We start from the raw sequence: 21,556 nt of genomic DNA, 5'->3' as shown, positions 1-21,556 counted from the left end.
GACGCGGCTGCACACCGGCCAGGCGATCGGGGTGCTGGCCGGTGCAGTTCAACCCGGCGATGAAGCCGCCGGCACCGGCATCACCATGATCGCCGGGCATGGCGACATCAACGTGCAGGCGCAGAGCGACACCCTGCAGATCGCGGCCAAGGGGCTGGTCAACGTGCAAAGCGCCAACGGCCACATCGACTGGGCCGCGGCGAAGAAGATCACCTTGCAGACGGCTGGTGGGGCACAGATCGTGATCGAGGGTGGTGGCATCACCGTGCAGTGCCCGGGGAAGATCACGGTGCATGCGGCGACCAAGAGCATGGTGGGGGCGGGGACGGAGAGTTATGCAATGCCGGTGATGCCGCAGCAAGTGTGCGTCGAGTGCTTGCTGAACGCCGCTGCTCAAGGCTCTCCCTTGGCAAAACGAGGATGACCACGATGCTCTCGGGCACGCCTTCGCCGGCCGAAGCTCTCTGCGCCATGAGCGCTGCAGACGAGCGTCTTTACGCGACGCTGGATCTCGCGAACCTCCGGAAGACCGCAGCGGCAGCGCTGGATCGGTTGAGGTACAACAACGGCATCTGCCTGCTCGGTGATTTGCGGCAGGAGGCCCAGCTCGCCAGCCCCTGGCTTGTCGAGGTGGCCGCACACACCTCCGCGCCACTTCTGCACTGGACGCTGGAGCTCGCCCGCCAGCATTCCGCTGTCACCTGGATGCACTCGCCGCTGGCCCCTTTCGCGTTGGCACATCGGCTTCGAGCTCGCACTGAAACCGCGCTGCCTGACGGGGAGGCGATGCTGCTGCGCTATTTCGACCCGCGCGTGCTCCCCGCGCTGGAATCGCTGCTGGAACCGGCGCAACGCGCGTCGTACCTTGCAGTAGGCTCCGCATGGTTTCACCTCGACCGAGGACGGACGCTGCTGCGCATCGAACTCGCCGGCGCATCGTCACCCGATCCGTTCGCGCCGCCGCTGCGCCTCACCGACAAGCAGTTCTCCGGCTTGTTGCATGCGGCTGAGGTCGACTCGGTCATGCCCGAACTCGTCAGGCAGGTGCCGCAAACCTTTCTTGCGATGCCGGCTGCCGACCGGGTGTCTTTCACAAGGCGCTGGCTGGCACGAGCGGACGAACTGAAGCTCACGCAGCACCCCGACCGCGTGGCGCTGTGTGTTCTCGCCGCGCGACTGGAGGATGGGTTCGACAAGCGGCCACCGTGGGCGGAACTGCTGCAGGCGGTGCAAGGCCAACGCATCACACTGGCACAGGCCATGGACCGCGCGATGGAGGAAAAGGCATGAGACCGGTTCGACATCAACTGCCCGTCGCCTCCGCACTGCTGGCCTGCTTGCTAAGTGCTTGCGCTGCTGAAGGGAGCGGGGCAGCGCCTATGCCCCAGGGCGAACCGGTGGCGCTGCTGATCCAGGGCTACAACTACACCGACGACTACATCGAGAGCTTCACGGTCAATGGCCAGGGCGGGGGGAACATTTTCGAGAGCGGCCCCGAATCGGGCGGCGGCAAGAGCGTTTGCTGTGCCAGCTACACACCGGGTACGCCGCTGCCCATCCGGCTGAAGGTGCGTTGGACGTCGAGTTATTGCAGCTACACCACCACCAACCAGTATGGAGAAACGCGGGAGCGGCGGCGCCCCCGCTGGAGCGAGGCAGAGGTTCTGCTCACGGAGCCACCGGTTGCGCCGGCGCGAGCGCTGGAAGTGCATTTCTTTCCCGATGGCCATGTGGAGGCCGCCATCACCCCAGGGCACTCGCCACCACGGCTGAAGCTGCCGCGCGATGCGGACTACAACCGCCCGGGCGCCGCGCGACCGAGGCCGCCTTGCAGTGCAGCCGAGATGCAGTCATGAAATGTCTGATTGCCCGCCTGTTTCTCTTGGTCTCCTTGATGGTCGTGCTGGCCGGATGCGCGGTGGCCGCCGCTCCCACCGCCGCAGTCACCGCCGAAGCCGACCAGCCGGTGGCGCTGCTGATCCAGGGCTACAACTACACCGACGACTACATCGAAAGCTTCACGGTCAACGGCCAGGGCGGGGGCAACATCTTCGAGAGTGGCCCTGCGTCGGGCGGTGGCAAAAGCGTCTGCTGCGTCAGCTACGCCCCGGGCACGCCGCTGCCGATCCGGCTCAAAGTGAGGTGGATCGGCGCCTACTGCCAGTACCAGCAGATGAGCCCCTATGGCCTCTCGCCCGTTCACCGGCGCGGCTTGTGGAGAGAAGCGGAGGCATGGGTCTCCGAACCCCCGCGCGGCCAGCCCCGCGCGCTGGAAGTGCACTTCTACCCCGACGGCCATGTCGAGGCGGCCGTCACCGAAGGCCATTCACCCCCGCGACTGCGACTTCAAAGGAACGCTGAGGGCCGACGCCCTGGCGTCTCACACGACTACCCGTGGTGCACCGATGACCAACTCAAGTGACAAGGGCGTGCCCGCAGCGGCCGGGCCCAGCCGGCAGCAGCCGGCCCAGGCGCTGGCGAGCAGCGCCTCCGCCAGCGAAACGCTGCATGCGCCCGTGGTGCCCGCCCCGGCCGCCCCGGTGGCCAAGCCCAGCGCCATTGAACAAGCGCGATGCGTGCAAGAAGCTTTGCAAGGCCGGCAGCCGGCCTTCACCTGCAAGGTCGCCTTGAGGCTCGCCTTCTTCTTCGATGGAACCGGCAACAACCTGGACGCAGACAAGCCGACGGATGAACACAGCAACGTCGCGCGCCTTTTTCTGGCCCATCCCGATGACTTGCAGGACTCCGGCACTTATGCGTTCTACATCCCCGGCCTCGGCACGTACTTTCGCCTGATCGGCGACATCGGGGACGATGACGGCATGGCCTTCGGCAAGTACGGCGACCAGCGTCTGGACAAGGCGATGCAGTGGCTGAAAGAAACCATTGCAAAGCACCCGGCCGACAAGATCGTGGACATCAAGCTGTCGGTGTTCGGTTTTTCTCGTGGCGCAGCGCTGGCGCGCGCCTTTGTGCGCCGTGTGGAGGCCCAGTGCAAGGGCACTGCCGGGCGTTTTGTCTGGCCCTCCGTGGACAAGCCTTGCAGTGTGTACTTCCTGGGCCTGTTCGATACGGTGGCGTCGGTAGGCCTGCCCGCCAGCACCAGCGGGCTCTCGCTGGCGATCGCCAAGCGGTGGACTTCGCTCGAAAGAGGCCTTGCCAGGCGTCGGCAAGGAGAGACCGGCACCGGCCTGGCGCAGATCGCCCTCGGCAAGGCGCCGGGCGCGGATCCCACACAGGCTGTCTACGACGGCCACATGGGCTGGGCCAAGAATCTGCGCATTCCAGGCATCGTGCAGCAGACGGTGCACCTGATGGCGATGAACGAAGCGCGCAATTCGTTCCCCTTGGACACGGCCTGGGACGGCACGTCCTTGCCGCCGGGGGCTACGGAGTACGCCTATCCTGGCGTGCATTCCAACGTCGGAGGCGGATACCGTCCTGGGGAGGGTGGCAAGAGCCTCATCGCCGACCTGCTCCTGAGCAAGCTGCCGTTAAGACACATGTATGACGAGGCCACTGCGGCGGGCGTCCCACTGCTTCCACTCACTGACCCTCGAATCGAGCGCGACTTCTCTTACATGCCCGCGCTCGCTGAGCGCTTCAACAAGGTCTTGTCCTCCAGCGGCTGGCGCCGAGGGCAGCTTGGCGATGCGTTGCTCGCCTATCGCGAGATGGAATTCCGCTGGCGCTTCCGGAAGATCCACTTGAAGCTCCGGGCTCGGGACAAGCCCATCATCGAGGGCCAGGAGGCTGCTTTCAGGCGCGACGCCAACGGTGATGCCACCGCTGGCCGGGAAGGCTTGGTCGCGAAGGTGGCGCGGCTGGAGAAAGACCCGCAACGGTTGGCCGCCGAACGCGACATGCAGCGAAAGCAGTCGGAATGGATGCGCGCGGTGCAAGCCGATCCCGGCATGGACCACGAGGTGGAAGAGCGAGCGTACCTTGCGGCAAAGGCCCGCTACGAAGACGCCAGCGATGAGTACCTGCGCGAGCGCGGGCGCCTGCGCACGCTTCCGAGCCACGATGGCGAACTGGTGGGCAACCTGGACATTTATGACCGGCAGTTGCTGGCCGACGTGGAGGCCGTGCGCGCACTCCAAGCGGAGTCGACGGTGCCGCTGCGTCCGCACTATCAACGCCTGCTCGACGCCTATCTCGACGAATTCGAACGGGGGCAGGGCCTGACCGATCCGCTTGTCATCGACTTCTTTGACAACTTCGTGCACGACTCTTTGGCCGGGTTTGCCAAGGACGCCACCTTGCCGTCTGATCCGCGCTGCTGCTACATCGGAGGCGACAACGAGCTCAAATTCGCCGATCTGCGGCCTGCCATCGGTTTGACCATCGGATAGTTCCCAATCAGCCAGGTCTTACATAAGCACCAGCGAGCAGTGGAGCTGAGCTTGGCATTCGTTGCACCAGGATGAAGACCTCCGACACATTCAAGGCTCGCCAGCTCGAACGCCTGCACGCTGCGGCTTCGGTGCGCCGCGGCCGGTGCCTCAGTGATGCGTATGAGGGCGCGAAGGCGCCACACCGTTTCCGGTGCGCCGCCGGGCATGAATGGGACGCGCCGGCGCAGCGCATCTTCAAGGGCTATTGGTGTCGCACCTGCGCCAATGAGGCCAAGGCGACGGCTTACTTGCGTGCGGATGGGTTGCAGCGACTGCAGCGGGTTGCGAGCGAACGCGGCGGCCGTTGCCTATCGCCCGGCTACCTGGGTGGCAGGGCACACCACGATTTCCAGTGTCATGCAGGGCACGTGTGGTCTGCACGCGCGACCCTTGTGCTGAGAGGCACCTGGTGCGCAGTCTGTGCCGTGGACCGCATCGCACAGTCGAAACGGGATCCAGTGGGTCTGGAACGGCTGCGTGCTCTTGCCCGTGAGCGCGGTGGCGAATGCCTGTCGACCGAGTATGTCGGGTCGCACGGCCGTTATGAGTTCCGCTGCGCCAAGGGCCATGGCTGGCTGTCGACAGCGTCGATTGTGCACAGCGGGAAGTGGTGCCTCTCCTGCGCACACGACGCACGCAGGCTCACGATCGAGCACATGCGCCAAGCCGCCCATGAACGTGGCGGCCGGTGTTTGTCCGACCGGTACGTCAACGTGAGCACCAAAATTAGGTGGGAGTGCCACAAGGGGCATACGTGGGAGTCTGCGTACAACAACATCCGGCAAGGGCACTGGTGCCCGGCTTGCGCCAGCCTGAACCGGGTCTCCCGCCGTGCATCGACATCGAGGTGGCGCTACAGCACGCACTCTTCTGAGCTCTATTGAGCACCTCTATAGGGTCGGCGAACCTCGTCTGAACTGGCTGGGCGGCTGGCCGGTCCATTGGCGAAAGGCGCGCGAAAAGCTTTTTTCGTTGTCGAAGCCCACCGCCAGTGCGATCTGCTTCACCGGACGCCGGGTGCGGCGCAGCAGCTCCATCGCCTGGTCGCGCCGCACCTCGTCCTTCAACCCCTGCAGCGATGCGCCTTCCTCGCGCAGTTGCCGGTGCAGCGTGCGCACGGAGAGGTGCAGCGCCTCGGCCAGCGCCAGCGCCGAACGCAACTCGGCCGCCCGTTCGCGCAGCAGCTCGCGCACGCGCTGCACCAGCAGGCGGTCGCGCCGGTAGGGCAGCACGATGAGCTGCAGCGCGCGCTGCAGCATGGCCTGCAAGGCACGCTCGTCGCGCCGCAGCGGCAGCCTCAGGTACTGCGCATCGAAGCTGAAGCCGGCCTGCGCGGCGCCGAAGCGCACGGGACCGGGGAACAGCAGCGGATACACCGCCCGGTGGGGCGGCGCCGCAAACGGAAAGCTGGCCTCGATCAGCGGCAGCCGCGAATCCACCAACCAGCTGGCCACGCCATGCACGTTGCGCAGGCTGGTGAGCAGGCAGAACTCGCGCATCGCACCCAGCCCGGTGCGCTCGTCGATGGTGAGTTGGGCGGTCGCACCTTGGGTGGTGAGCGAGAACCGGATGTCCTCGGTCAGCAGCCCATGGTGCCGGCACCAGCGCGCCAGCGCCACGCCCAGCGTGGGTGCGGTGAGCGAGGCGCGCGCCAGCATGCCGTAGCTGCCCCAGGGCAGGCGGCGCGAGAACCAGCCGAGCGCTTCGTCGTCCAGCTCCTGCATCGCCTGGCGGGCAAAACCTTCGAGTTGCGCGGCCGTGATGCGGCTGCGCGGCCGGCGCAGCTGGGATGGCGTGATTTGTGCCTCGCGCAGGGCCGCCGCCGGGTCCTTGCCGTGTTTGCGGTAGCCCAGGAGCATGGCGTGGATGAAGGCGATCGGCGTGACGGCCTGCGCAGGCGGATGTGGCATGCCGAAGTGTGGCAACCGCTGGCACGATTTGCAACCTAGTTGGCGCGCTGCGTGGGCCTCATGGGCCAGGCCGCCACCTAGAATCGGCCCACCGCCCTCGCCAGGAGACGCCCGCATGCCCACGCTCGCCACCAAGCTGAACCCGCGCAGCGAGGATTTCAGGCGCAATGCCGACGCCATGCGGGCGCTGGTGGCGGATCTCAACGTGCAACTCGAGCGCATCGTGCAGGGCGGCGGCGAGGCGGCGCGTGCCAAGCATGTGGGCCGCGGCAAGCTGCTGCCGCGCGACCGGGTGGAGATGCTGCTGGACCCGGATACCCCGTTCCTCGAGCTGGCGCCGCTGGCCGCGCTGAACATGTACGGCAACGACGCGCCGGGCGCGGGCCTCATCGCCGGCATCGGCCGCGTCTGCGGGGTGGAATGCCTGATCGTCTGCAACGACGCCACGGTCAAGGGCGGCACCTACTACCCGCTGACGGTGAAGAAGCACCTGCGGGCGCAGGAAGTGGCGCAGCAGAACCGGCTGCCCTGCATCTACCTGGTGGATTCTGGCGGCGCCAACCTGCCCAATCAGGACGAGGTGTTCCCCGACCGCGACCACTTCGGCCGCATCTTCTACAACCAGGCCAACCTCAGTGCCCAAGGCATCCCGCAGGTGGCGGTGGTGATGGGCTCCTGCACGGCCGGCGGCGCCTATGTGCCCGCGATGAGCGACGAGACCGTCATCGTCAAGAACCAGGGCACCATCTTCCTCGGCGGCCCGCCGCTGGTGAAGGCGGCCACCGGCGAGGTGGTGACGGCCGAAGACCTGGGTGGTGGCGACGTGCACACGCGCCTCTCTGGCGTGGCCGACCACCTGGCCGACAACGACACCCATGCGCTGGCCATCGCGCGCCAGATCGTGTCGCACCTCAACTGGACGAAGCCGCAGCCGCTGGCCTGCATACCGCCGCGCCCGCCGGCGCTGCCCACCGAGGAGCTGCTGGGCGTGATCCCCACCGACACACGCAAGCCCTTCGACGTGCGCGAGATCATCGCCCGCATCGTGGACGCGAGCGAGTTCGACGAGTTCAAGTCGCGTTACGGCCAGACGCTGGTGTGCGGCTTTGCCCACATCGAAGGCATGCCGGTGGGCATCGTGGCCAACAACGGCATCCTCTTCGCCGAGAGTGCCAACAAGGGCGCCCACTTCATCGAGCTGTGCTGCCAGCGCAAGATCCCTCTGGTGTTCCTGCAGAACATCACCGGCTTCATGGTGGGCCGCAAGTACGAAAACGAAGGCATCGCCCGCGCCGGCGCCAAGATGGTCACCGCGGTGGCCTGCGCCCAGGTGCCGAAGTTCACCGTCATCATCGGCGGCAGCTTCGGCGCCGGCAACTACGGCATGTGCGGCCGCGCCTACTCGCCCCGCTTCCTCTGGATGTGGCCCAACGCCCGCATCAGCGTGATGGGTGGGGAGCAGGCCGCCAGCGTGCTGGCCACGGTCAAGCGCGACGGCATCGAAGCCAAGGGCGGGTGCTGGAGTCCCGAGGAGGAAGAGGCCTTCAAGGCCCCGATCCGCACCCAGTACGAAGAGCAGGGGCATCCGTACTACGCATCGGCTCGCCTGTGGGACGACGGCGTGATCGACCCGACCGATACGCGGCGGGTGTTGGCGCTGGGCCTGTCGGCCAGCCTGAACGCGCCGATCCCGGACACGAAGTTCGGTGTGTTCCGCATCTGAGGTCACCCTTTACATGCTGAGTCGGGAGCACGATCGGGCCGCTGGGGCGCTCTGCTGCGCTCATGTCCCCCGGCGCCAGCCTTCGGCCGGCGCCTCCTCCTTTACTTCGCTCCGCAGAACGCCCCACCGTCCCGATCCGGCAACACCGTGGCTGTTCGACGGCCGCAACGCTCGGTGTATCGAAGCAAGGCTGGCGGGTGGCCCACGTAGCGAAGTAAAGGAGGAGGGCCCGCAGGGCCCGGGGGACATGAGCGCAGTGGGCCACCCGCCGGCCTTGCCGCGCGCTGGGACTGGTACCGAAAGAGGCCACTGACATGTCCGCCTTGCGCGATCACTTTCTCCAACTCGCCCGCTACAACGCCTGGGCCACCCGCCGCCTGCTGGTCGATCACATTGCAGCACTGCCCGACGAGCTCTACCGCCGCGATGCGGGGCTGTTCTTCAAGAGCATCCACGGCACGCTGAACCACCTGCTGGTCGGCGAGCAACTGGTGTGGTTCTCGCGCTTTGCGGAAGGTGTCTCGCCCCGCATCGCGCTGGACACCGAGGCGGAGCCGGACCGCGAACGCCTGGCGCAACGCCTGATCGATGGATCGGCGCGCTGGCTGCCGTTGATCGAGGCCATGGACGAAGCGCTGTTCACCAGCACCTTGCGCTACACCTCCACCCGCGGCGTGCCGACCGCGCTGCCGTTTGGGGCGACACTCGCCCACGTGTTCAACCATGGCACCCACCATCGGGGCCAGATCAGCGCGGCCTTGACCGCCATGGGGCAGCCCTGCCCCGAGCTCGATCTGGTGCTGATGCTGGTGGCCGAATCGCCTTCGACATGAGCTCCTGTTCCAACGCCACGCCCGTCGCCACTGCCGAGGCCACCATCGCCTTCCCGCGCAAGCCGCGCGCCCTGCCTGCCAACGCCCAGTGGACCACCGAGCGGGTGCTCGCGCTGTACGAGCTGCCGTTCAACGACCTGCTGTTCCGTGCGCAGCAGGTGCACCGCGAGCACCATGACGCCAACGCGGTGCAGCTGTCCACCTTGCTGTCCATCAAGACCGGCGGCTGCGCGGAGGACTGCGGCTACTGCGCGCAGTCGGCGCATCACGACACAGGCCTCAAGGCCACCAAGCTGATGGACCTGGACGAGGTGCTGGAGGCGGCCAAAGCTGCCAAGGCGCAGGGCGCCAGCCGCTTCTGCATGGGCGCGGCCTGGCGCGAACCGAAGGACCGCGACATGGAGGCGCTGGGCCGCATGGTCAGCGGGGTCAAGGCGCTGGGCATGGAAACCTGCATCACCCTCGGCATGCTGAAGCCCCGCCAGGCGCAGCAGCTGAAGGAGGCCGGGCTGGACTATTACAACCACAACCTCGACACCTCGCCGGAGCACTACAACAAGGTGATCGGCACTCGCACCTACGAGGACCGGCTGGACACGCTGGCCACGGCGCGCGAGGCCGGGCTGCACCTGTGCTGCGGCGGCATCCTCGGCATGGGCGAAACCCGCGCCGATCGCGCCAGCCTGATCGCACAGCTGGCGGCGCTGGACCCGGCGCCCGAGTCGGTGCCCATCAACCAGCTGATCCCGGTGCCCGGCACGCCGCTGGAAAACGCCGAGCCGGTGGACCCGTTCGAATTCGTGCGCACCATCGCGGTGGCCCGTATCACGATGCCGCGCTCCGTGGTGCGGCTGTCGGCCGGTCGCGAGCAGATGGACGAGGCGCTGCAGGCGCTGTGTTTCCTGGCCGGCGCCAACAGCATGTTCTACGGTGACCGCCTGCTCACCACCAGCAACCCGCAGGCCGAAGCCGATCGGCTGCTGCTGCAGCGCCTGGGCATGGCGCCGGCGGCCGCCTGACACGCAGGCTCACCCAAGGAGCACCGCATGACCCAGACCCTCAGCATCGAACGCCGTGGCCCGGTGGTGCATGTGTGGCTCAACCGGCCCGACGTGCGCAACGCGTTCAACGAGCAGGTGATCGTTGAGCTCACCGGCACCTTCCATGCGCTGGGCAAGGAGCCGACGCTGCGCGCGGTGGTGCTGAGCGGCCACGGCAAGGCCTTCTGCGCCGGGGCGGACCTGTCGTGGATGCGTGCGATGGCCGACTACAGCTGGGACCAGAACCGCGCCGATGCCCAGGCGCTGGCCGACATGCTGTGGGCGATCTACAGCTGCCCGCTGCCGGTGGTGGGCCGCATCCACGGCGACTGTTTTGCCGGCGGCGTGGGCCTGGCGGCGGTGTGCGACGTGCTGGTGGCGGCCGAGGGTGTGAACTTCTGCCTCAGCGAAGCCCGGCTCGGCCTGCTGCCCGCCACCATCGGCCCCTATGTGGTGAAGGCGCTGGGCGAACAGGCGGCGCGGCGCTACTTCATCACCGCCGAGCGCTTCGATGCGGCCACCGCCCAGCGGCTGGGCTTCGTGCACGAGGTGGTGGCCGCCGATGCGCTGGATGCCAAGGTCAACGAGATCGTCGCCGCGCTGGTGGCCAACGGTCCCGCCGCGGTGAAGGCCTGCAAGCGCCTGGTGCAAGACCTGGCCGGCCAGCCGATCACCGAGGCGCTGCGCGCCGACACCGCCAGGCGCATCGCCGACATCCGCGCCAGCGACGAAGGCAAAGAGGGCGTGCAGTCCTTCCTGAACAAGCGGTCGCCCAACTGGCTGGCGCCTTGACGCATGGACACGCCGCAGCTGATTGCCATCGCCGCCGGCCTGGGCTGGGCCAGCGGGCTGCGGCTGTATGCGGTGCTGTTCCTCACCGGGCTGGCGGGCCATTTCGGCTGGGTGTCGCTGCCGCAGGGCCTGCACCTGCTGCAAAGCCCGCCGGTGCTGATCGCCAGCGGCTGCATGCTCTTCGTCGAGTTCTTCGCCGACAAGATCCCGATGCTCGATTCGCTGTGGGACGCGGTGCACACGCTGGTGCGCATTCCGGCCGGCGCGGCACTGGCGGCCTCGGTGTTCGGCTGGGACCATGCCACCGCGGCCACGGTCGCGGGCCTGCTGGGTGGCACGCTGGCCGCCACGGCGCATGTGGCCAAGGCCAGCACCCGCGCCGCGGTGAACACATCGCCCGAGCCGTTTTCCAACATCGCCTTGTCACTTGCGGGCGATGCGATGGTGCCCATGGCGCTATGGCTGTCGTGGAGTCATCCGTGGCTGTTCCTCGCGGGGCTGCTGCTGGCCCTGGTGGTGATGGTGCTGCTCATCCGTTCGCTGGCGCGCTTCATCCGGGCGCTGTGGCAACGCAGAAGAAACGGGCGGCCGACCGCCGCCTGATGGAGAAACCGCTGTGTTCAAGAAGATCCTGATCGCCAATCGTGGGGAGATCGCCTGCCGCGTCGCCGCCACCGCACGCCGCCTGGGTGTGCGCACCGTCGCCGTGTATTCGGAAGCCGACGCGCATGCCAAGCATGTGCGAGCCTGCGACGAAGCCGTGGCCATCGGCGGCCCCGCCCCCAAGGACAGCTACCTGCGCTGGGAGCGCATCCTCGAGGCGGCCAAGGCCACCGGCGCGCAGGCGGTGCATCCGGGTTACGGCTTCCTGAGCGAAAACGAGGACTTCGCCCAGGCCTGCGCCGAAGCGGGCGTGGTGTTCATCGGCCCGCCGGCCTCCGCCATCGCGGCCATGGGCAGCAAGTCCGCCGCCAAGGCACTGATGGACCAGGCCGGCGTGCCGCTGGTGCCCGGGTATCACGGCAACCGGCAGGACGCCGACTTCCTGATGGGCGAGGCCGACCGCATCGGCTACCCAGTGCTCATCAAGGCCAGCGCGGGCGGTGGTGGCAAGGGCATGCGCCGGGTGGACAAGCCGGAGGACTTCATCGCCGCGCTGGCCTCCTGCCAACGCGAGGCCCAGGCCAGCTTCGGCGACCAGCATGTGCTGGTGGAGCGCTACGTCACGCGGCCGCGCCACATCGAGATCCAGGTGTTCGCCGATGGCCACGGCCAGTGCGTGTACCTCTTCGAGCGCGACTGTTCGGTGCAGCGCCGCCACCAGAAGGTGCTGGAGGAAGCGCCCGCGCCCGGCATGAGCGAAGCGCGGCGCGCCGAGATGGGCGCGGCGGCGGTGCAGGCCGCGCTGGCGGTGGGCTACGTCGGTGCCGGCACGGTGGAGTTCATTGCCGAGCCCACGCCCGATGGTTCGGACCTGCGCTTTTATTTCATGGAGATGAACACTCGGCTGCAGGTGGAGCACCCGGTCAGCGAAGCCATCACCGGGCTGGACTTGGTGGAGTGGCAGCTGCGTGTGGCCTCCGGCCAGCGCCTGCCAAAGCAGCAACACGAGCTCACGCGGCGCGGCCATGCGATCGAAGCGCGCATCTGCGCGGAAAACCCCGAGGCCAACTTCCTTCCTGCCACCGGCCGCCTCCAGGTGGCACGCTGGCCTGAGCATGTGGCCTTCCGCCGCAATGCTGACGCAGAGCCCTTCCATGACCCGGCCGCGGTGCGCCTGGACACCGGCTTCGGCGAAGGGGATGAGATCTCGCCGTACTACGACTCCATGATCGCCAAGCTCATCGTCTGGGGCGACGATCGCGCCCAGGCGCTGGCCCGCCTGGACGCCGCATTGCGCGACACCCACATCATGGGCTTGCACACCAACGTGGCCTTCCTGCGCCGCGTCGTCAACAGCCGCTCGTTCGCCGAAGCGGACCTCGACACGGCGCTGATCGAACGCGAGCACCCGGCCTTGTTCGATGCGCCCGGGCTGCCGCTGGAGCTGGCGGCGGCCGGCGTGGTCGCCCATGCGCTGGCGGCGGAGGCGCAGCTGGAAGGCGCGGATCCCTGGTCACGCCGCGACGGCTGGCGCCTGCACGGCGGTGCCAGCCGGCGTTTCGACCTGGAGCTGAACGGCAGCCACCATGCGGTGACGCTGCAGCGCCTGCATGACGGCGCGCTGCGCATGGCGCTGGGCGATCGCCGCTGGCCGCTGCAGACCGCCGCGCTCGGCCCCGAGCGGTTCGACGTCACGCTGGGCGACCAGCGTGTGCGCCTGGCGATTTATGCGCAGGGTGAGCAGCTGGCGGTGTTTGCGCCCCAGGGCTCGGCGCTGGTGCGCGAGATCGATCCGATCGCCCATGCCGGCGAGAGCACAGAAGCCGGCCGGCTCACCGCGCCCATGCCGGGCAAGCTGGTCGCCTTTCTGGCCAAGCCGGGCGACGTGGTGAAGAAGGGCCAGCCGCTGGCGGTGATGGAAGCGATGAAGATGGAGCACACGATCACCGCGCCGCGCGACGGCACGGTGGCCGAGCTGCTCTACGGGGTGGGTGATCAGGTCGCCGAAGGCGGCGAGCTCCTGCGCCTGGGGGAGGGCGGCTGATCATGCAGTTCGAGCGGGCGCGACAGGCCGAAGCCGGAGGTGTCCGACCAGGGCTGGGCGACGCGGCTGCTGGCGGGGCGCTCCGCTGCGGCGGTGGCCAGGCGGAACTGGTGCGCCAGGCGTTCGAGCTCGGTGCCTTTGGCGGTGTCGCACATCGCCAGCACCTCGCCGGCATAACTCGCACGCTTGAGCATGGTTTCCACGTCGATGCCGGTGCCGACTTCGCGCTTGAGGAAAAAATGGATGCGCGCAGCAATCTGCAGGCGGCTCAGCTGGGCGTTCATGCGGTGTCCGTCGTAGCTTTGTATTAATTACAGAAGATTTTGCTCTGGGTTCGGTCGCCTGCCATCCCTAAAGGGCGGGTTTCCGGCCCACCATCCGGGGGGTGAACCCCCCACTTTTCTGAAAGAAGTCGTAAGCCATGCTGCCTTCCCAAGTCACTTTGGTGGATGTCGGCCCTCGTGACGGCCTGCAGAACGAAAAGCTACAGGTCGCGGCCGGCGTGAAAGTCGAGCTGGTTCACCGTCTGCAATCGGCTGGCCTGAAGGAGATCGAGGTCACCAGCTTCGTCAGCCCGAAGTGGGTGCCGCAGATGGCGGACAACACCGAAGTGATGGCCGGCATCACCCGCCGCCCGGGCGTGCGCTACAGCGTGCTGGTGCCCAACATGAAGGGCCTGGAGGGGGCGCTGCCCACCCGGCCGGACGAGGTGGTGGTGTTCGGCGCGGCCAGCGAGGCCTTCAGCCAGCGCAACATCAACTGCAGCATCGAGGAGAGCATCGAGCGCTTCCGCCCGGTGGCCGCGGCGGCGCGCGAAGCGGGGCTCAAGGTGCGTGGCGCGATCTCCTGTGCCCTGGGCTGCCCCTACCAGGGCGAGGTGAGCCTGGACGACGTGGAGCGCGTGGTGCGGCTGATGAAGGACATCGGGGTGGACCATGTGGGCATGGCCGACACCATCGGCGTGGGCACGCCGCGCAGGGTGCAGGCGGTGATGGAGCGCGCGCTCAAGCACTATCCGCTGGTCGAGGTGAGCGGCCATTTCCACGACACCTACGGCCAGGCGCTGGCCAACATCTACGCCAGCCTGGAGCTGGGCATCCACACCTTCGACGCCAGCATCGCCGGCCTGGGGGGCTGCCCGTATGCCAAGGGTGCCACCGGCAACGTGGCCACCGAGGACGTCGTGTTCCTGCTGCACGGCCTGGGCATCGCCACCGGCATCGACCTCGACGCGCTGGTGGACGCCGGCGCCTTCATCTCCGACGCGCTCGGCCGCCCGCCGGTGTCGCGCGCGGGCAAGGCGCTGTTGGCCAAGCGGGTGGGCTGATGGACAGCACGCTCGACGAACAACGGCCTGAAGGTTTCCAGCGCGTGGCATCGGCGCTGCAGGCCCTGGGCCACGCGCATGCGCCCCGTTGGCTGGAGGTGGCCGCCCGCACGTCACAGGAGGCCGCCGACGCGCTAGGCATCCTGGTGGGCCAGGTGGCCAAGAGCATCATCTTCCGCCGCGCCGAGGACGACGCGGTGGTCCTGGTCATCACCTCCGGCGACAAGCGGGTGGACGAAAAGAAGGTCAGCGCGCTCACCGGGCCGCTCAAACGCGCGGATGCCGCCTTCGTGAAGGAGGCCACCGGCTTTTCGATCGGCGGGGTGGCGCCGCTGGCCCACGCCACGCCGCCGGGCCGCACGCTGGTCACCCTGATCGACCGCGAGCTGTTCCGCTTCCAGGAAGTGTGGGCCGCGGCCGGGCATCCGAATGGCGTGTTCCCGCTCGCGCCCGCCGAGCTGCAGCGCATGACAGGCGCACCGGTGGTGGACGTGGTCGCGGAGCCGGCCGCGTGAGCGCCGCGCCGGGCCGCCCCCCCGCCAGCGAACGGCCGGTCGGAGGGCCGGACGCCGCCCCCGGCGGCCGGGGGGCCGACATGTCCCCGGTGGCCTCGCCCTGCATCAACGTGTGCCGCATGAGCCCCGCCACGGGGCTGTGCGAAGGCTGCCTGCGCACCATCGACGAGATCGCCGGCTGGTCGCGCATGGATGACACCGCCAAGCAGGCCGTGTGGCAGGTGATCGAACAACGACGCGAGGAGCTGTTCCACCCATGACGCCGATCGACTTCTACTTCGACCCGATCTCGCCCTACGCCTACCTCGCTTTCGAGCGCCTGCCGCAGGCGCTGGAGGGCTGCTCCTACGTCGTGAACTACAAGCCGGTGCTGTTCGCCGGCATGCTCAAACATTGGGGTCAGAAAGGGCCGGCCGAGATCGCGCCCAAGCGCGACTGGACCATGCGCCAGGTGACCTGGCTGGCGCACCGCCAGGGCACGCCCCTGCAGCTGCCGGCGCAGCATCCCTTCAACCCGCTGGCGCTGCTGCGGCTGGTGATCGCCAGCGCGCCCGCCGGTGCGTGGCCCAACCGGCGGGCGGTGGAGCTGGTGTTCCGCCATGTCTGGATCGGCGGGGCCGATGCCAACGAGCCGGCGCGCCTGCAGGCGCTGCAAGCCGCGCTGCAGCTGCAGCAGGACCCGGCCGCCGACGCGGTGAAGCAGGCCCTGCGCAGCACCACCGACGAAGCGATCGCGCGCGGCGTGTTCGGCGTGCCCACCATCGCGGTGGACCAGCGCCTGTTCTGGGGCGTGGACGCGCTGGAGATGGTGGCCGCCTGCCTGAAGGGCGACCCGTGGTTCGAGCCGGCGCACTGGGCCGAGGTGGCCACACCCACGCCGGGCGTCGTGCGCGGCTGAGGCCGCCCCTTAGCCGAACCGCTCCACCAGGAACTCCACGAAGCTGCGCAGCTTCGGAGAGCGATAGCGGTCCGGCAGGTAGACCACGCTCATGGGACGGCTCGGCAGCTCGTAGTCCGGGAAGAGCTGCACCAGGCGCCCCTCGCGCACATCGGCCTGCAGCAGGATGGCGGGTTGCAGCACGATGCCCATGCCGTGAAGGGCCGCCACACGCAGCGCCTGCCCTTGGTTGACCTGCAGCCGCCCCGCCACCGGCACCTGGCACAGGCCGTCCTCACCGGTGAAGGTCCACCGCCCCGACGCAGCCGGGGTGAATGACAGGCACTCGTGCTCGCTGAGCTCCTCCGGCCTGGCCGGCGTGCCCTTGCGGGCCAGGTAGGCGGGCGAGGCACAGGCCATCAACCGATACGGGGCGAGTGGCCTGGCGACCAGCGCCGAATCGGGCAGGTGGCCGATCCGGATGGCGGCTTCGAAGCCTTCCTCGACCAGGTCGACCACCCGGTCGTTCAAGCTCAGGTCGACGCTCACCTGAGGATGGCGGTCCAGGTAGTCCGCCAAGGCGGGCATCAAGGCATCCGACCCGAACGTGACCGGCGCGCTGACGCGCAACTTGCCCGCGGGTGTGAGCTGCAGGCTCTGGGCCTGGGCGTCCGTCTCCGCCACCAGCCTCAGGATGTCCTTGCAGCGCAGGTAGTAGTCCTCGCCGAAGGCGGTGAGGTGCTGGCGCCGGGTGGTGCGGTTGAGCAGCCGGGTGCCCAGGCGGTTCTCCAGCGAGCGCAAGTGGTTCCCTGCCATCGTGGCAGAGATGCCGCAGGCGCCGGCGGCTGCGTTGAGGCTGCCCTTTTCCACGGTCAGCACGTAGACCTTCATGCTGTCGAGCAGATCCATTACCAAGCCACAGTGTTGAGTGCATGAAGATCAGCGCAGTTTATCGGTCGCTTCTGCGCAATCAGACTGGCGACTCGTTGGACTACTCCTCAAGAGCCTCATGAAAGCCATTCAACTCACCGCTGCCGGTGTCGATTCCCTCCGCCCCGTGGACCTGCCCGAGCCCGAAGCCCGGCGCGGCGAGGTGCTGGTGCGCCTGCGCGCCGCCGCCTTGAACTATTTCGACGTGGCGGTGGCCACCGGCCGCTTCCCCGGCGCCCGCTATCCGCTGATCCCGGTGGCCGACGGCGCGGGCGAGGTCGCTGCGCTGGGCGACGGCGTGGAGGGCTGGGCCGTGGGCGACAAGGTGGTTCCCCACTTCATGCCGCACTGGATGGGCGGCCCGATCGCGCCGCAGCACGTCGCGGCACTGCGCGGCCTCACGCTGCCAGGGTCGCTGGCCGACTACGTGGCCGTGCCTGCAGCCAGCCTCGTTGCGATGCCCGAGCACCTGGACTTCGTGCAGGGTGCCACGCTGCCGATCGCCGCCACGACCGCATGGAACGCCGTGCGCTCGGCGTCGCTGCGCCCCGGCTCGGTGGCGGTGCTGCTCGGCACGGGCGGTGTCAGCCTGTTCGCCCTGCAGTTCGCCAAGGCCAGCGGTGCCACCGTCATCCTCGCCTCGTCCAGCGCCCGGAAACTCGAGCGGGCGCAGCAGCTCGGCGCCGATCACCTGATCAACTACCTGGATACGCCCGAATGGGACCGGGAAGTGCTGTCGCTCACCCAGGGTCGGGGTGCCGACCTCGTGGTGGAGACGGTGGGCGGCGCCACCTTCGCGCGCTCGCTGAATGCGGCGGCGATGGGCGGCACGGTCTTCACGGTGGGCTTTGTCAGCGGGATGGCCGCCTCGATCGACCTGATGCCCATCATCGTGAAGGCCCTCCACGTGGTGGGCAACAACACCGGCTCGGTCGCCGACTTCGGCGAAGCGGTGCGAGCGGTGGCCGCCCACCGGATCGTTCCGGTGATCGACCGGGTGTTCGGCATGGCCGAGGCGGGCTCGGCGTATGACCACCTGGGCGCGGGAGGGCAGCATGTCGGCAAGGTCGCCATTGCCCATGCGTGATGCGGCGGCGGCCCTCCCGATAAACCCGCAGCCGTGCTGCTTCGCACGCCGCCATTGCACATCGAGAAACGCAACCTGCGGGTTTGACCCGAGTTTGTCAGCCTCTGTTGGCAAGCTGTCAGAAAGTGGTCAGAGCCCGCCCTGAACATGCGTGCAAGTGTCACCGGTCGGTGGCACCGCATCCATCAGGAGACAAGCAATGGCCACTGCAGCCGCAAAAGCCAACGCACCAATGACAGCCGAGGAGAAGAAGGTCATCTTCGCCTCCTCGCTGGGCACGGTGTTCGAGTGGTACGACTTCTATCTCTACGGAACGCTGGCGCCGATCATCGGCAAGCAGTTCTTCTCCAACCTGGACCCCACGTCGCAGGTGATCTTCTCGCTGCTGGCGTTTGCCGCGGGCTTCATCGTGCGCCCCTTCGGCGCGCTGGTGTTCGGCCGCCTGGGCGACATGATCGGCCGCAAGTACACCTTCCTGGTCACCATCCTGATCATGGGCCTTTCCACCTTCGTGGTGGGCCTGCTGCCGGGGTATGCGTCCATCGGCGTGGCCGCGCCCATCATCCTGATCGGCCTGCGCCTGCTGCAGGGCCTGGCGCTGGGCGGTGAGTACGGCGGTGCCGCCACCTATGTGGCTGAACATGCGCCACGCGGCAAGCGAGGGGCGTTCACCTCGTGGATACAGACCACGGCGACCCTGGGCCTGTTCCTGTCGCTGCTGGTGATCCTGGGCGTGCGCACCTGGCTCACCGAGCCGGTGTTCGCCGACTGGGGCTGGCGCATCCCCTTCCTGGTGTCCATCGTGCTGCTGGGCATCTCGGTGTGGATCCGCCTGTCCATGAACGAGTCGCCCGCCTTCAAGAAGATGAAGGAAGAGGGCAAGACCTCGAAGGCACCGCTGACCGAATCCTTCGGCCAGTGGAAGAACCTGAAGATCGTGATCCTGGCGCTCGTCGGCCTCACCGCCGGCCAGGCCGTGGTCTGGTACACCGGCCAGTTCTATGCGCTGTTCTTCCTGACCGGCGCGCTGAAGGTGGACGCCGCCACTGCCAACCTGATGATCGCGGCCTCGCTGATCATCGGCACGCCGTTCTTCGTGGTCTTCGGCACGCTGTCGGACAAGATCGGCCGCAAGCCGATCATCATGGCCGGCTGCCTGATCGCCGCGCTGACCTACTTCCCGCTGTTCCGTGCGCTGACCGAGGCCGCCAACCCCGACCTGGCCGCCGCACAGGCGAAGAACAAGGTCACGGTGATCGCCGACCCGAACGAGTGCTCGTTCCAGTTCAACCCGACCGGCGTGGCCAAGTTCACCAGCTCCTGCGACATCGCCAAGCAGGTGCTGGCGGGCCGCTCGGTGAGCTATGACAACCAGGCCGGCACCGGCCCGGCGAAGATCCAGATCGGCGACAAGACGATCGAGGCCTATGCCTCCAAGGGCCTGCCGCCCGACGAAGCCAAGGCCAAGGACGCCGCCTTCAAGAAGGACGTGGGCGCCGCGCTGAAGGAAGCGGGTTATCCGGAGAAGGCCGATCCGAACAAGATCGACAAGGTGAAGGTGGTCGCGATCCTGACGCTGCTGGTGATCTACGTCACCATGGTGTACGGCCCGATCGCGGCGATGCTGGTGGAGATGTTCCCCACCCGCATCCGCTACACCTCGATGAGCCTGCCGTACCACATCGGCAACGGCTGGTTCGGCGGCCTGCTGCCGGCCACCGGGCTGGCGATCGTGGCGCAGACGGGCAACATGTACAACGGCCTGTGGTACCCGATCATCATTGCCGCGGCCACCTTCGTCATCGGCATGCTGTTCGTGCGCGAGACCAAGGACGTGGACATCTACGCCAACGACTGAAGGCGCAAACGACATGTGGAAACTGCTTCTCGGCTTCGTGATCTTCGCCGCGCTCGCGATGTACATGCTCAGCAAAGGCGGGGCGATCGACATGAGTGGCGAGAAGCACGGCATCGATGCACCGGCCGCGGCTTCGGCCGCTTCCGGCCCGGCGCATTGATCATCCCGGCCTGAGCGGCCCGCCTCGCGGCGTCGGCCTGCACACCAGCCCGCCTTTCGAGGCGGGCTTTTTCTTTGTCAGGCGCCCGCTTGCGCGGGATGCGGCAGCCGCAGCAGGGTGCCGTGGCGCGGGGGCGCCGGCCATTGCTCGGCCCGCGGCGGTTGCGCATGCGCGCCATGCCAGGCCAGCGCCTGCATCCAGCCGGCATGGCCCACGACCAACAGGGGTTGCGGGCCCGCCTGTTCCTGCAGGAACGCGAGTGCGCGTGCCAGCAGGGCAGACAAGGCTTCGCCGCCGCCGGGTGCATGCTCGGCGAAGCGCGCTTCCCATTGCGCCACCTCCGCGGGGGGCACGTCCTGCCAGGCGCGGCCGTCCCAGCGGCCGAAGTCCAGCTCGCTCAGGCGCGCATCGGCCTGGTGCTGCCAGCCCCAGCGCCGCAGCCAGCGCCCGACCTGGGCGCAGCGCTGCAAGGGCGAGGTCCACACCACGCGCGGCAGCCCGTACCGCCGCGCGGTGGCGCGCACCCGATGCGCCAGCCGCTTGGCGCGGCGCCGGTCCACCGGCAGGTCGGTGCGGCCGATGCAGCGGCCGTTCGCGCCCTGGGCGCGCGGATGGCGCCACAGCCACAGGCCGGCCGTGCCATCGGACCCCGCCAGTGCCATCACCGCAAGGCGGCCAGCCAGCCCAGCAGCGCGGCGAGTTCGCCCAGCTGTTGCGCCGCGCCCAGCGTGTCGCCAGTGGTGCCGCCCAGGCGGCGCTGGAACCAGCGCGCGCACACCAGCGTGCTCAGGGTGCAGGCGGCCAGCGCGGCGGTCAGCGGCAGGGCTGCAGCCCGGCCCAGCCCGGCCCACAACCCCGCGGCCGATGCGAGGGTCCATGCCAGCGCCACCGCGGCGGTGGCGGCAGACGCCCGCTGGGCCAGCGGCTTGGCCTTGGCGTGCTCGGGGTCGCCTGCATAGGGCAAGGCCCGCAGCAACAACACCGCCGCGCTGCGCGAGGCGACGTGCGCGAACAGCAGCGCCGGCAGCGCGGTGTGGGCCAGCCCGTGCGACACCAGCGCATGCAGGGCCGCCGCCTTGAGCGCCAGCACTCCCACCAGGCCGAGCACGCCGTAGCTGCCCACACGCGAGTCCTTCATGATCTGCAGCGCACGCTCGCGGCTCACGCTGCCGCCCAGGCCGTCGCAGGTGTCGGCCAGGCCGTCTTCATGAAAGCCGCCGGTCAGCCACACGGTGGCCACCATCGACAGCAGCACCGCCACCGGCGCGGGCCAGACCTGTGTGGCCAATGCCAGCACCGCGGCGCCCGCCGCGCCCACGCCCGCACCGACCAGCGGAAAGTGGCGTGCGCTGGACTGCAGCCAGGCCGGATGGAAGCCGATCGCTCGCGGCACCGGCACGCGGGTGAGGAACTGCAGCGCCACCAGCGCCAGCCGCAGCTCGTGCACCAGCAGGCCCACC

At 68.4% G+C, this 21,556-nt stretch carries 24 protein-coding genes; 19 read left to right on the top strand and 5 right to left on the bottom strand.

Features of this window, described 5'->3' with window-relative positions; all coding sequences use genetic code 11:
- The 6 genes from VPH43_RS03150 to VPH43_RS03125 form a co-directional block, all read left to right on the top strand.
- The coding region (locus VPH43_RS03150) for a DUF2345 domain-containing protein (RefSeq protein WP_328576186.1) at positions 1-424 on the top strand (424 nt) is incomplete at its 5' end.
- Positions 421-1,290, top strand: coding sequence for a DUF4123 domain-containing protein (locus tag VPH43_RS03145; protein ID WP_328576185.1), 870 nt, complete (start codon positions 421-423; stop codon positions 1,288-1,290). The genes VPH43_RS03150 and VPH43_RS03145, both read left to right, overlap by 4 nt.
- Positions 1,291-1,397: 107 nt before the next feature.
- Positions 1,398-1,856, top strand: coding sequence for a DUF3304 domain-containing protein (locus VPH43_RS03140; protein ID WP_328576184.1), 459 nt, complete (start codon positions 1,398-1,400; stop codon positions 1,854-1,856).
- Positions 1,853-2,422, top strand: a complete 570-nt coding sequence (locus VPH43_RS03135) for a DUF3304 domain-containing protein (RefSeq protein WP_328576183.1) — start codon at positions 1,853-1,855, stop codon at positions 2,420-2,422. The genes VPH43_RS03140 and VPH43_RS03135 overlap by 4 nt, the downstream gene beginning before the upstream one ends.
- Entirely contained in the window at positions 2,406-4,355 is a 1,950-nt protein-coding gene (locus VPH43_RS03130; protein ID WP_328576182.1) for a DUF2235 domain-containing protein, read from the top strand. Before VPH43_RS03135 ends, VPH43_RS03130 begins: the two co-directional genes overlap by 17 nt.
- A 71-nt stretch (positions 4,356-4,426) precedes the next feature.
- The gene (locus VPH43_RS03125; RefSeq protein ID WP_328576181.1) at positions 4,427-5,281 is read left to right on the top strand and encodes a hypothetical protein; all 855 of its coding nucleotides are present in this window, start codon (positions 4,427-4,429) and stop codon (positions 5,279-5,281) included.
- A 6-nt stretch (positions 5,282-5,287) separates the two neighbouring features.
- On the opposite strand, the gene VPH43_RS03120 is transcribed toward VPH43_RS03125, so the two are convergent.
- The gene (locus VPH43_RS03120; RefSeq protein WP_328576180.1) at positions 5,288-6,307 is read right to left on the bottom strand and encodes an AraC family transcriptional regulator; all 1,020 of its coding nucleotides are present in this window, start codon (positions 6,305-6,307) and stop codon (positions 5,288-5,290) included.
- Between the two features lie 115 nt (positions 6,308-6,422).
- Between VPH43_RS03120 and VPH43_RS03115 the strand changes: the two genes are divergently transcribed.
- The 6 genes from VPH43_RS03115 (at position 6,423) to VPH43_RS03090 (ending at position 13,342) form a co-directional block, all read left to right on the top strand.
- Entirely contained in the window at positions 6,423-8,030 is a 1,608-nt protein-coding gene (locus VPH43_RS03115; RefSeq protein ID WP_328576179.1) for a carboxyl transferase domain-containing protein, read from the top strand.
- Positions 8,031-8,344: 314 nt separating this feature from the next.
- A complete protein-coding gene (locus VPH43_RS03110; RefSeq protein WP_328576178.1) occupies positions 8,345-8,863 on the top strand; it encodes a DinB family protein in 519 nt (172 codons plus the stop codon).
- Positions 8,860-9,882 carry a biotin synthase BioB gene (gene bioB / locus VPH43_RS03105; protein ID WP_442909189.1) on the top strand — a complete coding sequence of 341 codons (1,023 nt, stop codon included), beginning with the start codon at positions 8,860-8,862 and terminating at the stop codon, positions 9,880-9,882. Before VPH43_RS03110 ends, bioB begins: the two co-directional genes overlap by 4 nt.
- Positions 9,883-9,909: 27 nt before the next feature.
- Entirely contained in the window at positions 9,910-10,695 is a 786-nt protein-coding gene (locus tag VPH43_RS03100; RefSeq protein WP_328576177.1) for an enoyl-CoA hydratase/isomerase family protein, read from the top strand.
- Positions 10,696-10,698: 3 nt separating this feature from the next.
- Positions 10,699-11,298 (top strand): DUF4126 domain-containing protein, encoded by a 600-nt coding sequence (locus VPH43_RS03095; protein WP_328576176.1) that lies wholly within the window; start codon positions 10,699-10,701, stop codon positions 11,296-11,298.
- Between the two features lie 13 nt (positions 11,299-11,311).
- Complete coding sequence (locus VPH43_RS03090) at positions 11,312-13,342, top strand: acetyl/propionyl/methylcrotonyl-CoA carboxylase subunit alpha (protein ID WP_328576175.1); 2,031 nt, start codon at positions 11,312-11,314, stop codon at positions 13,340-13,342.
- On the opposite strand, the gene VPH43_RS03085 is transcribed toward VPH43_RS03090, so the two are convergent.
- A complete protein-coding gene (locus tag VPH43_RS03085) occupies positions 13,294-13,626 on the bottom strand; it encodes a hypothetical protein (protein WP_328576174.1) in 333 nt (110 codons plus the stop codon). The two genes, VPH43_RS03090 and VPH43_RS03085, sit on opposite strands and share 49 nt — an antisense overlap.
- 137 nt (positions 13,627-13,763) lie before the next feature.
- Here VPH43_RS03085 and VPH43_RS03080 point away from each other — a divergent pair, with 137 nt between their 5' ends.
- The 4 genes from VPH43_RS03080 (at position 13,764) to VPH43_RS03065 (ending at position 16,082) form a co-directional block, all read left to right on the top strand.
- Positions 13,764-14,669 (top strand): hydroxymethylglutaryl-CoA lyase, encoded by a 906-nt coding sequence (locus VPH43_RS03080; protein WP_328576173.1) that lies wholly within the window; start codon positions 13,764-13,766, stop codon positions 14,667-14,669.
- Complete coding sequence (locus VPH43_RS03075) at positions 14,669-15,184, top strand: YbaK/EbsC family protein (protein ID WP_328576172.1); 516 nt, start codon at positions 14,669-14,671, stop codon at positions 15,182-15,184. Before VPH43_RS03080 ends, VPH43_RS03075 begins: the two co-directional genes overlap by 1 nt.
- Before the next feature lie 80 nt (positions 15,185-15,264).
- The gene (locus VPH43_RS03070; protein WP_328576171.1) at positions 15,265-15,444 is read left to right on the top strand and encodes a DUF1289 domain-containing protein; all 180 of its coding nucleotides are present in this window, start codon (positions 15,265-15,267) and stop codon (positions 15,442-15,444) included.
- Positions 15,441-16,082 carry a 2-hydroxychromene-2-carboxylate isomerase gene (locus VPH43_RS03065; protein WP_328576170.1) on the top strand — a complete coding sequence of 214 codons (642 nt, stop codon included), beginning with the start codon at positions 15,441-15,443 and terminating at the stop codon, positions 16,080-16,082. The genes VPH43_RS03070 and VPH43_RS03065 overlap by 4 nt, the downstream gene beginning before the upstream one ends.
- A 9-nt stretch (positions 16,083-16,091) precedes the next feature.
- On the opposite strand, the gene VPH43_RS03060 is transcribed toward VPH43_RS03065, so the two are convergent.
- Positions 16,092-16,970 (bottom strand): LysR family transcriptional regulator, encoded by an 879-nt coding sequence (locus VPH43_RS03060; protein WP_328576169.1) that lies wholly within the window; start codon positions 16,968-16,970, stop codon positions 16,092-16,094.
- 100 nt (positions 16,971-17,070) lie between these two features.
- On the opposite strand from VPH43_RS03060, the gene VPH43_RS03055 reads away from it, so the two are divergent.
- From VPH43_RS03055 to VPH43_RS03045, 3 genes are all read left to right on the top strand, one after another.
- Complete coding sequence (locus VPH43_RS03055) at positions 17,071-18,078, top strand: zinc-dependent alcohol dehydrogenase family protein (protein ID WP_328576168.1); 1,008 nt, start codon at positions 17,071-17,073, stop codon at positions 18,076-18,078.
- A gap of 199 nt (positions 18,079-18,277) precedes the next feature.
- On the top strand, positions 18,278-19,936 hold the full coding sequence (locus VPH43_RS03050) for an MFS transporter (RefSeq protein ID WP_328576167.1): 1,659 nt from the start codon (positions 18,278-18,280) through the stop codon (positions 19,934-19,936).
- A gap of 13 nt (positions 19,937-19,949) precedes the next feature.
- Positions 19,950-20,096 carry a hypothetical protein gene (locus VPH43_RS03045; RefSeq protein ID WP_328576166.1) on the top strand — a complete coding sequence of 49 codons (147 nt, stop codon included), beginning with the start codon at positions 19,950-19,952 and terminating at the stop codon, positions 20,094-20,096.
- A 77-nt stretch (positions 20,097-20,173) separates the two neighbouring features.
- Here the strand turns inward: VPH43_RS03045 and VPH43_RS03040 are convergent, their stop codons facing one another.
- Together VPH43_RS03040 and cobS are read right to left on the bottom strand one after the other, a co-directional pair.
- The gene (locus VPH43_RS03040; protein ID WP_328576165.1) at positions 20,174-20,758 is read right to left on the bottom strand and encodes a histidine phosphatase family protein; all 585 of its coding nucleotides are present in this window, start codon (positions 20,756-20,758) and stop codon (positions 20,174-20,176) included.
- Positions 20,758-21,555, bottom strand: coding sequence for an adenosylcobinamide-GDP ribazoletransferase (gene cobS / locus VPH43_RS03035; RefSeq protein WP_328576206.1), 798 nt, complete (start codon positions 21,553-21,555; stop codon positions 20,758-20,760). The genes VPH43_RS03040 and cobS overlap by 1 nt, the downstream gene beginning before the upstream one ends.
- Position 21,556 lies beyond the last annotated feature (1 nt).

This window comes from Ideonella sp. BN130291, from assembly GCF_036231905.1.
GTDB lineage: Bacteria > Pseudomonadota > Gammaproteobacteria > Burkholderiales > Burkholderiaceae_C > CAMLIZ01.
Note: the sequence above shows the minus strand (reverse complement) of the source record. Positions and strands in the feature narration are given on the sequence as shown.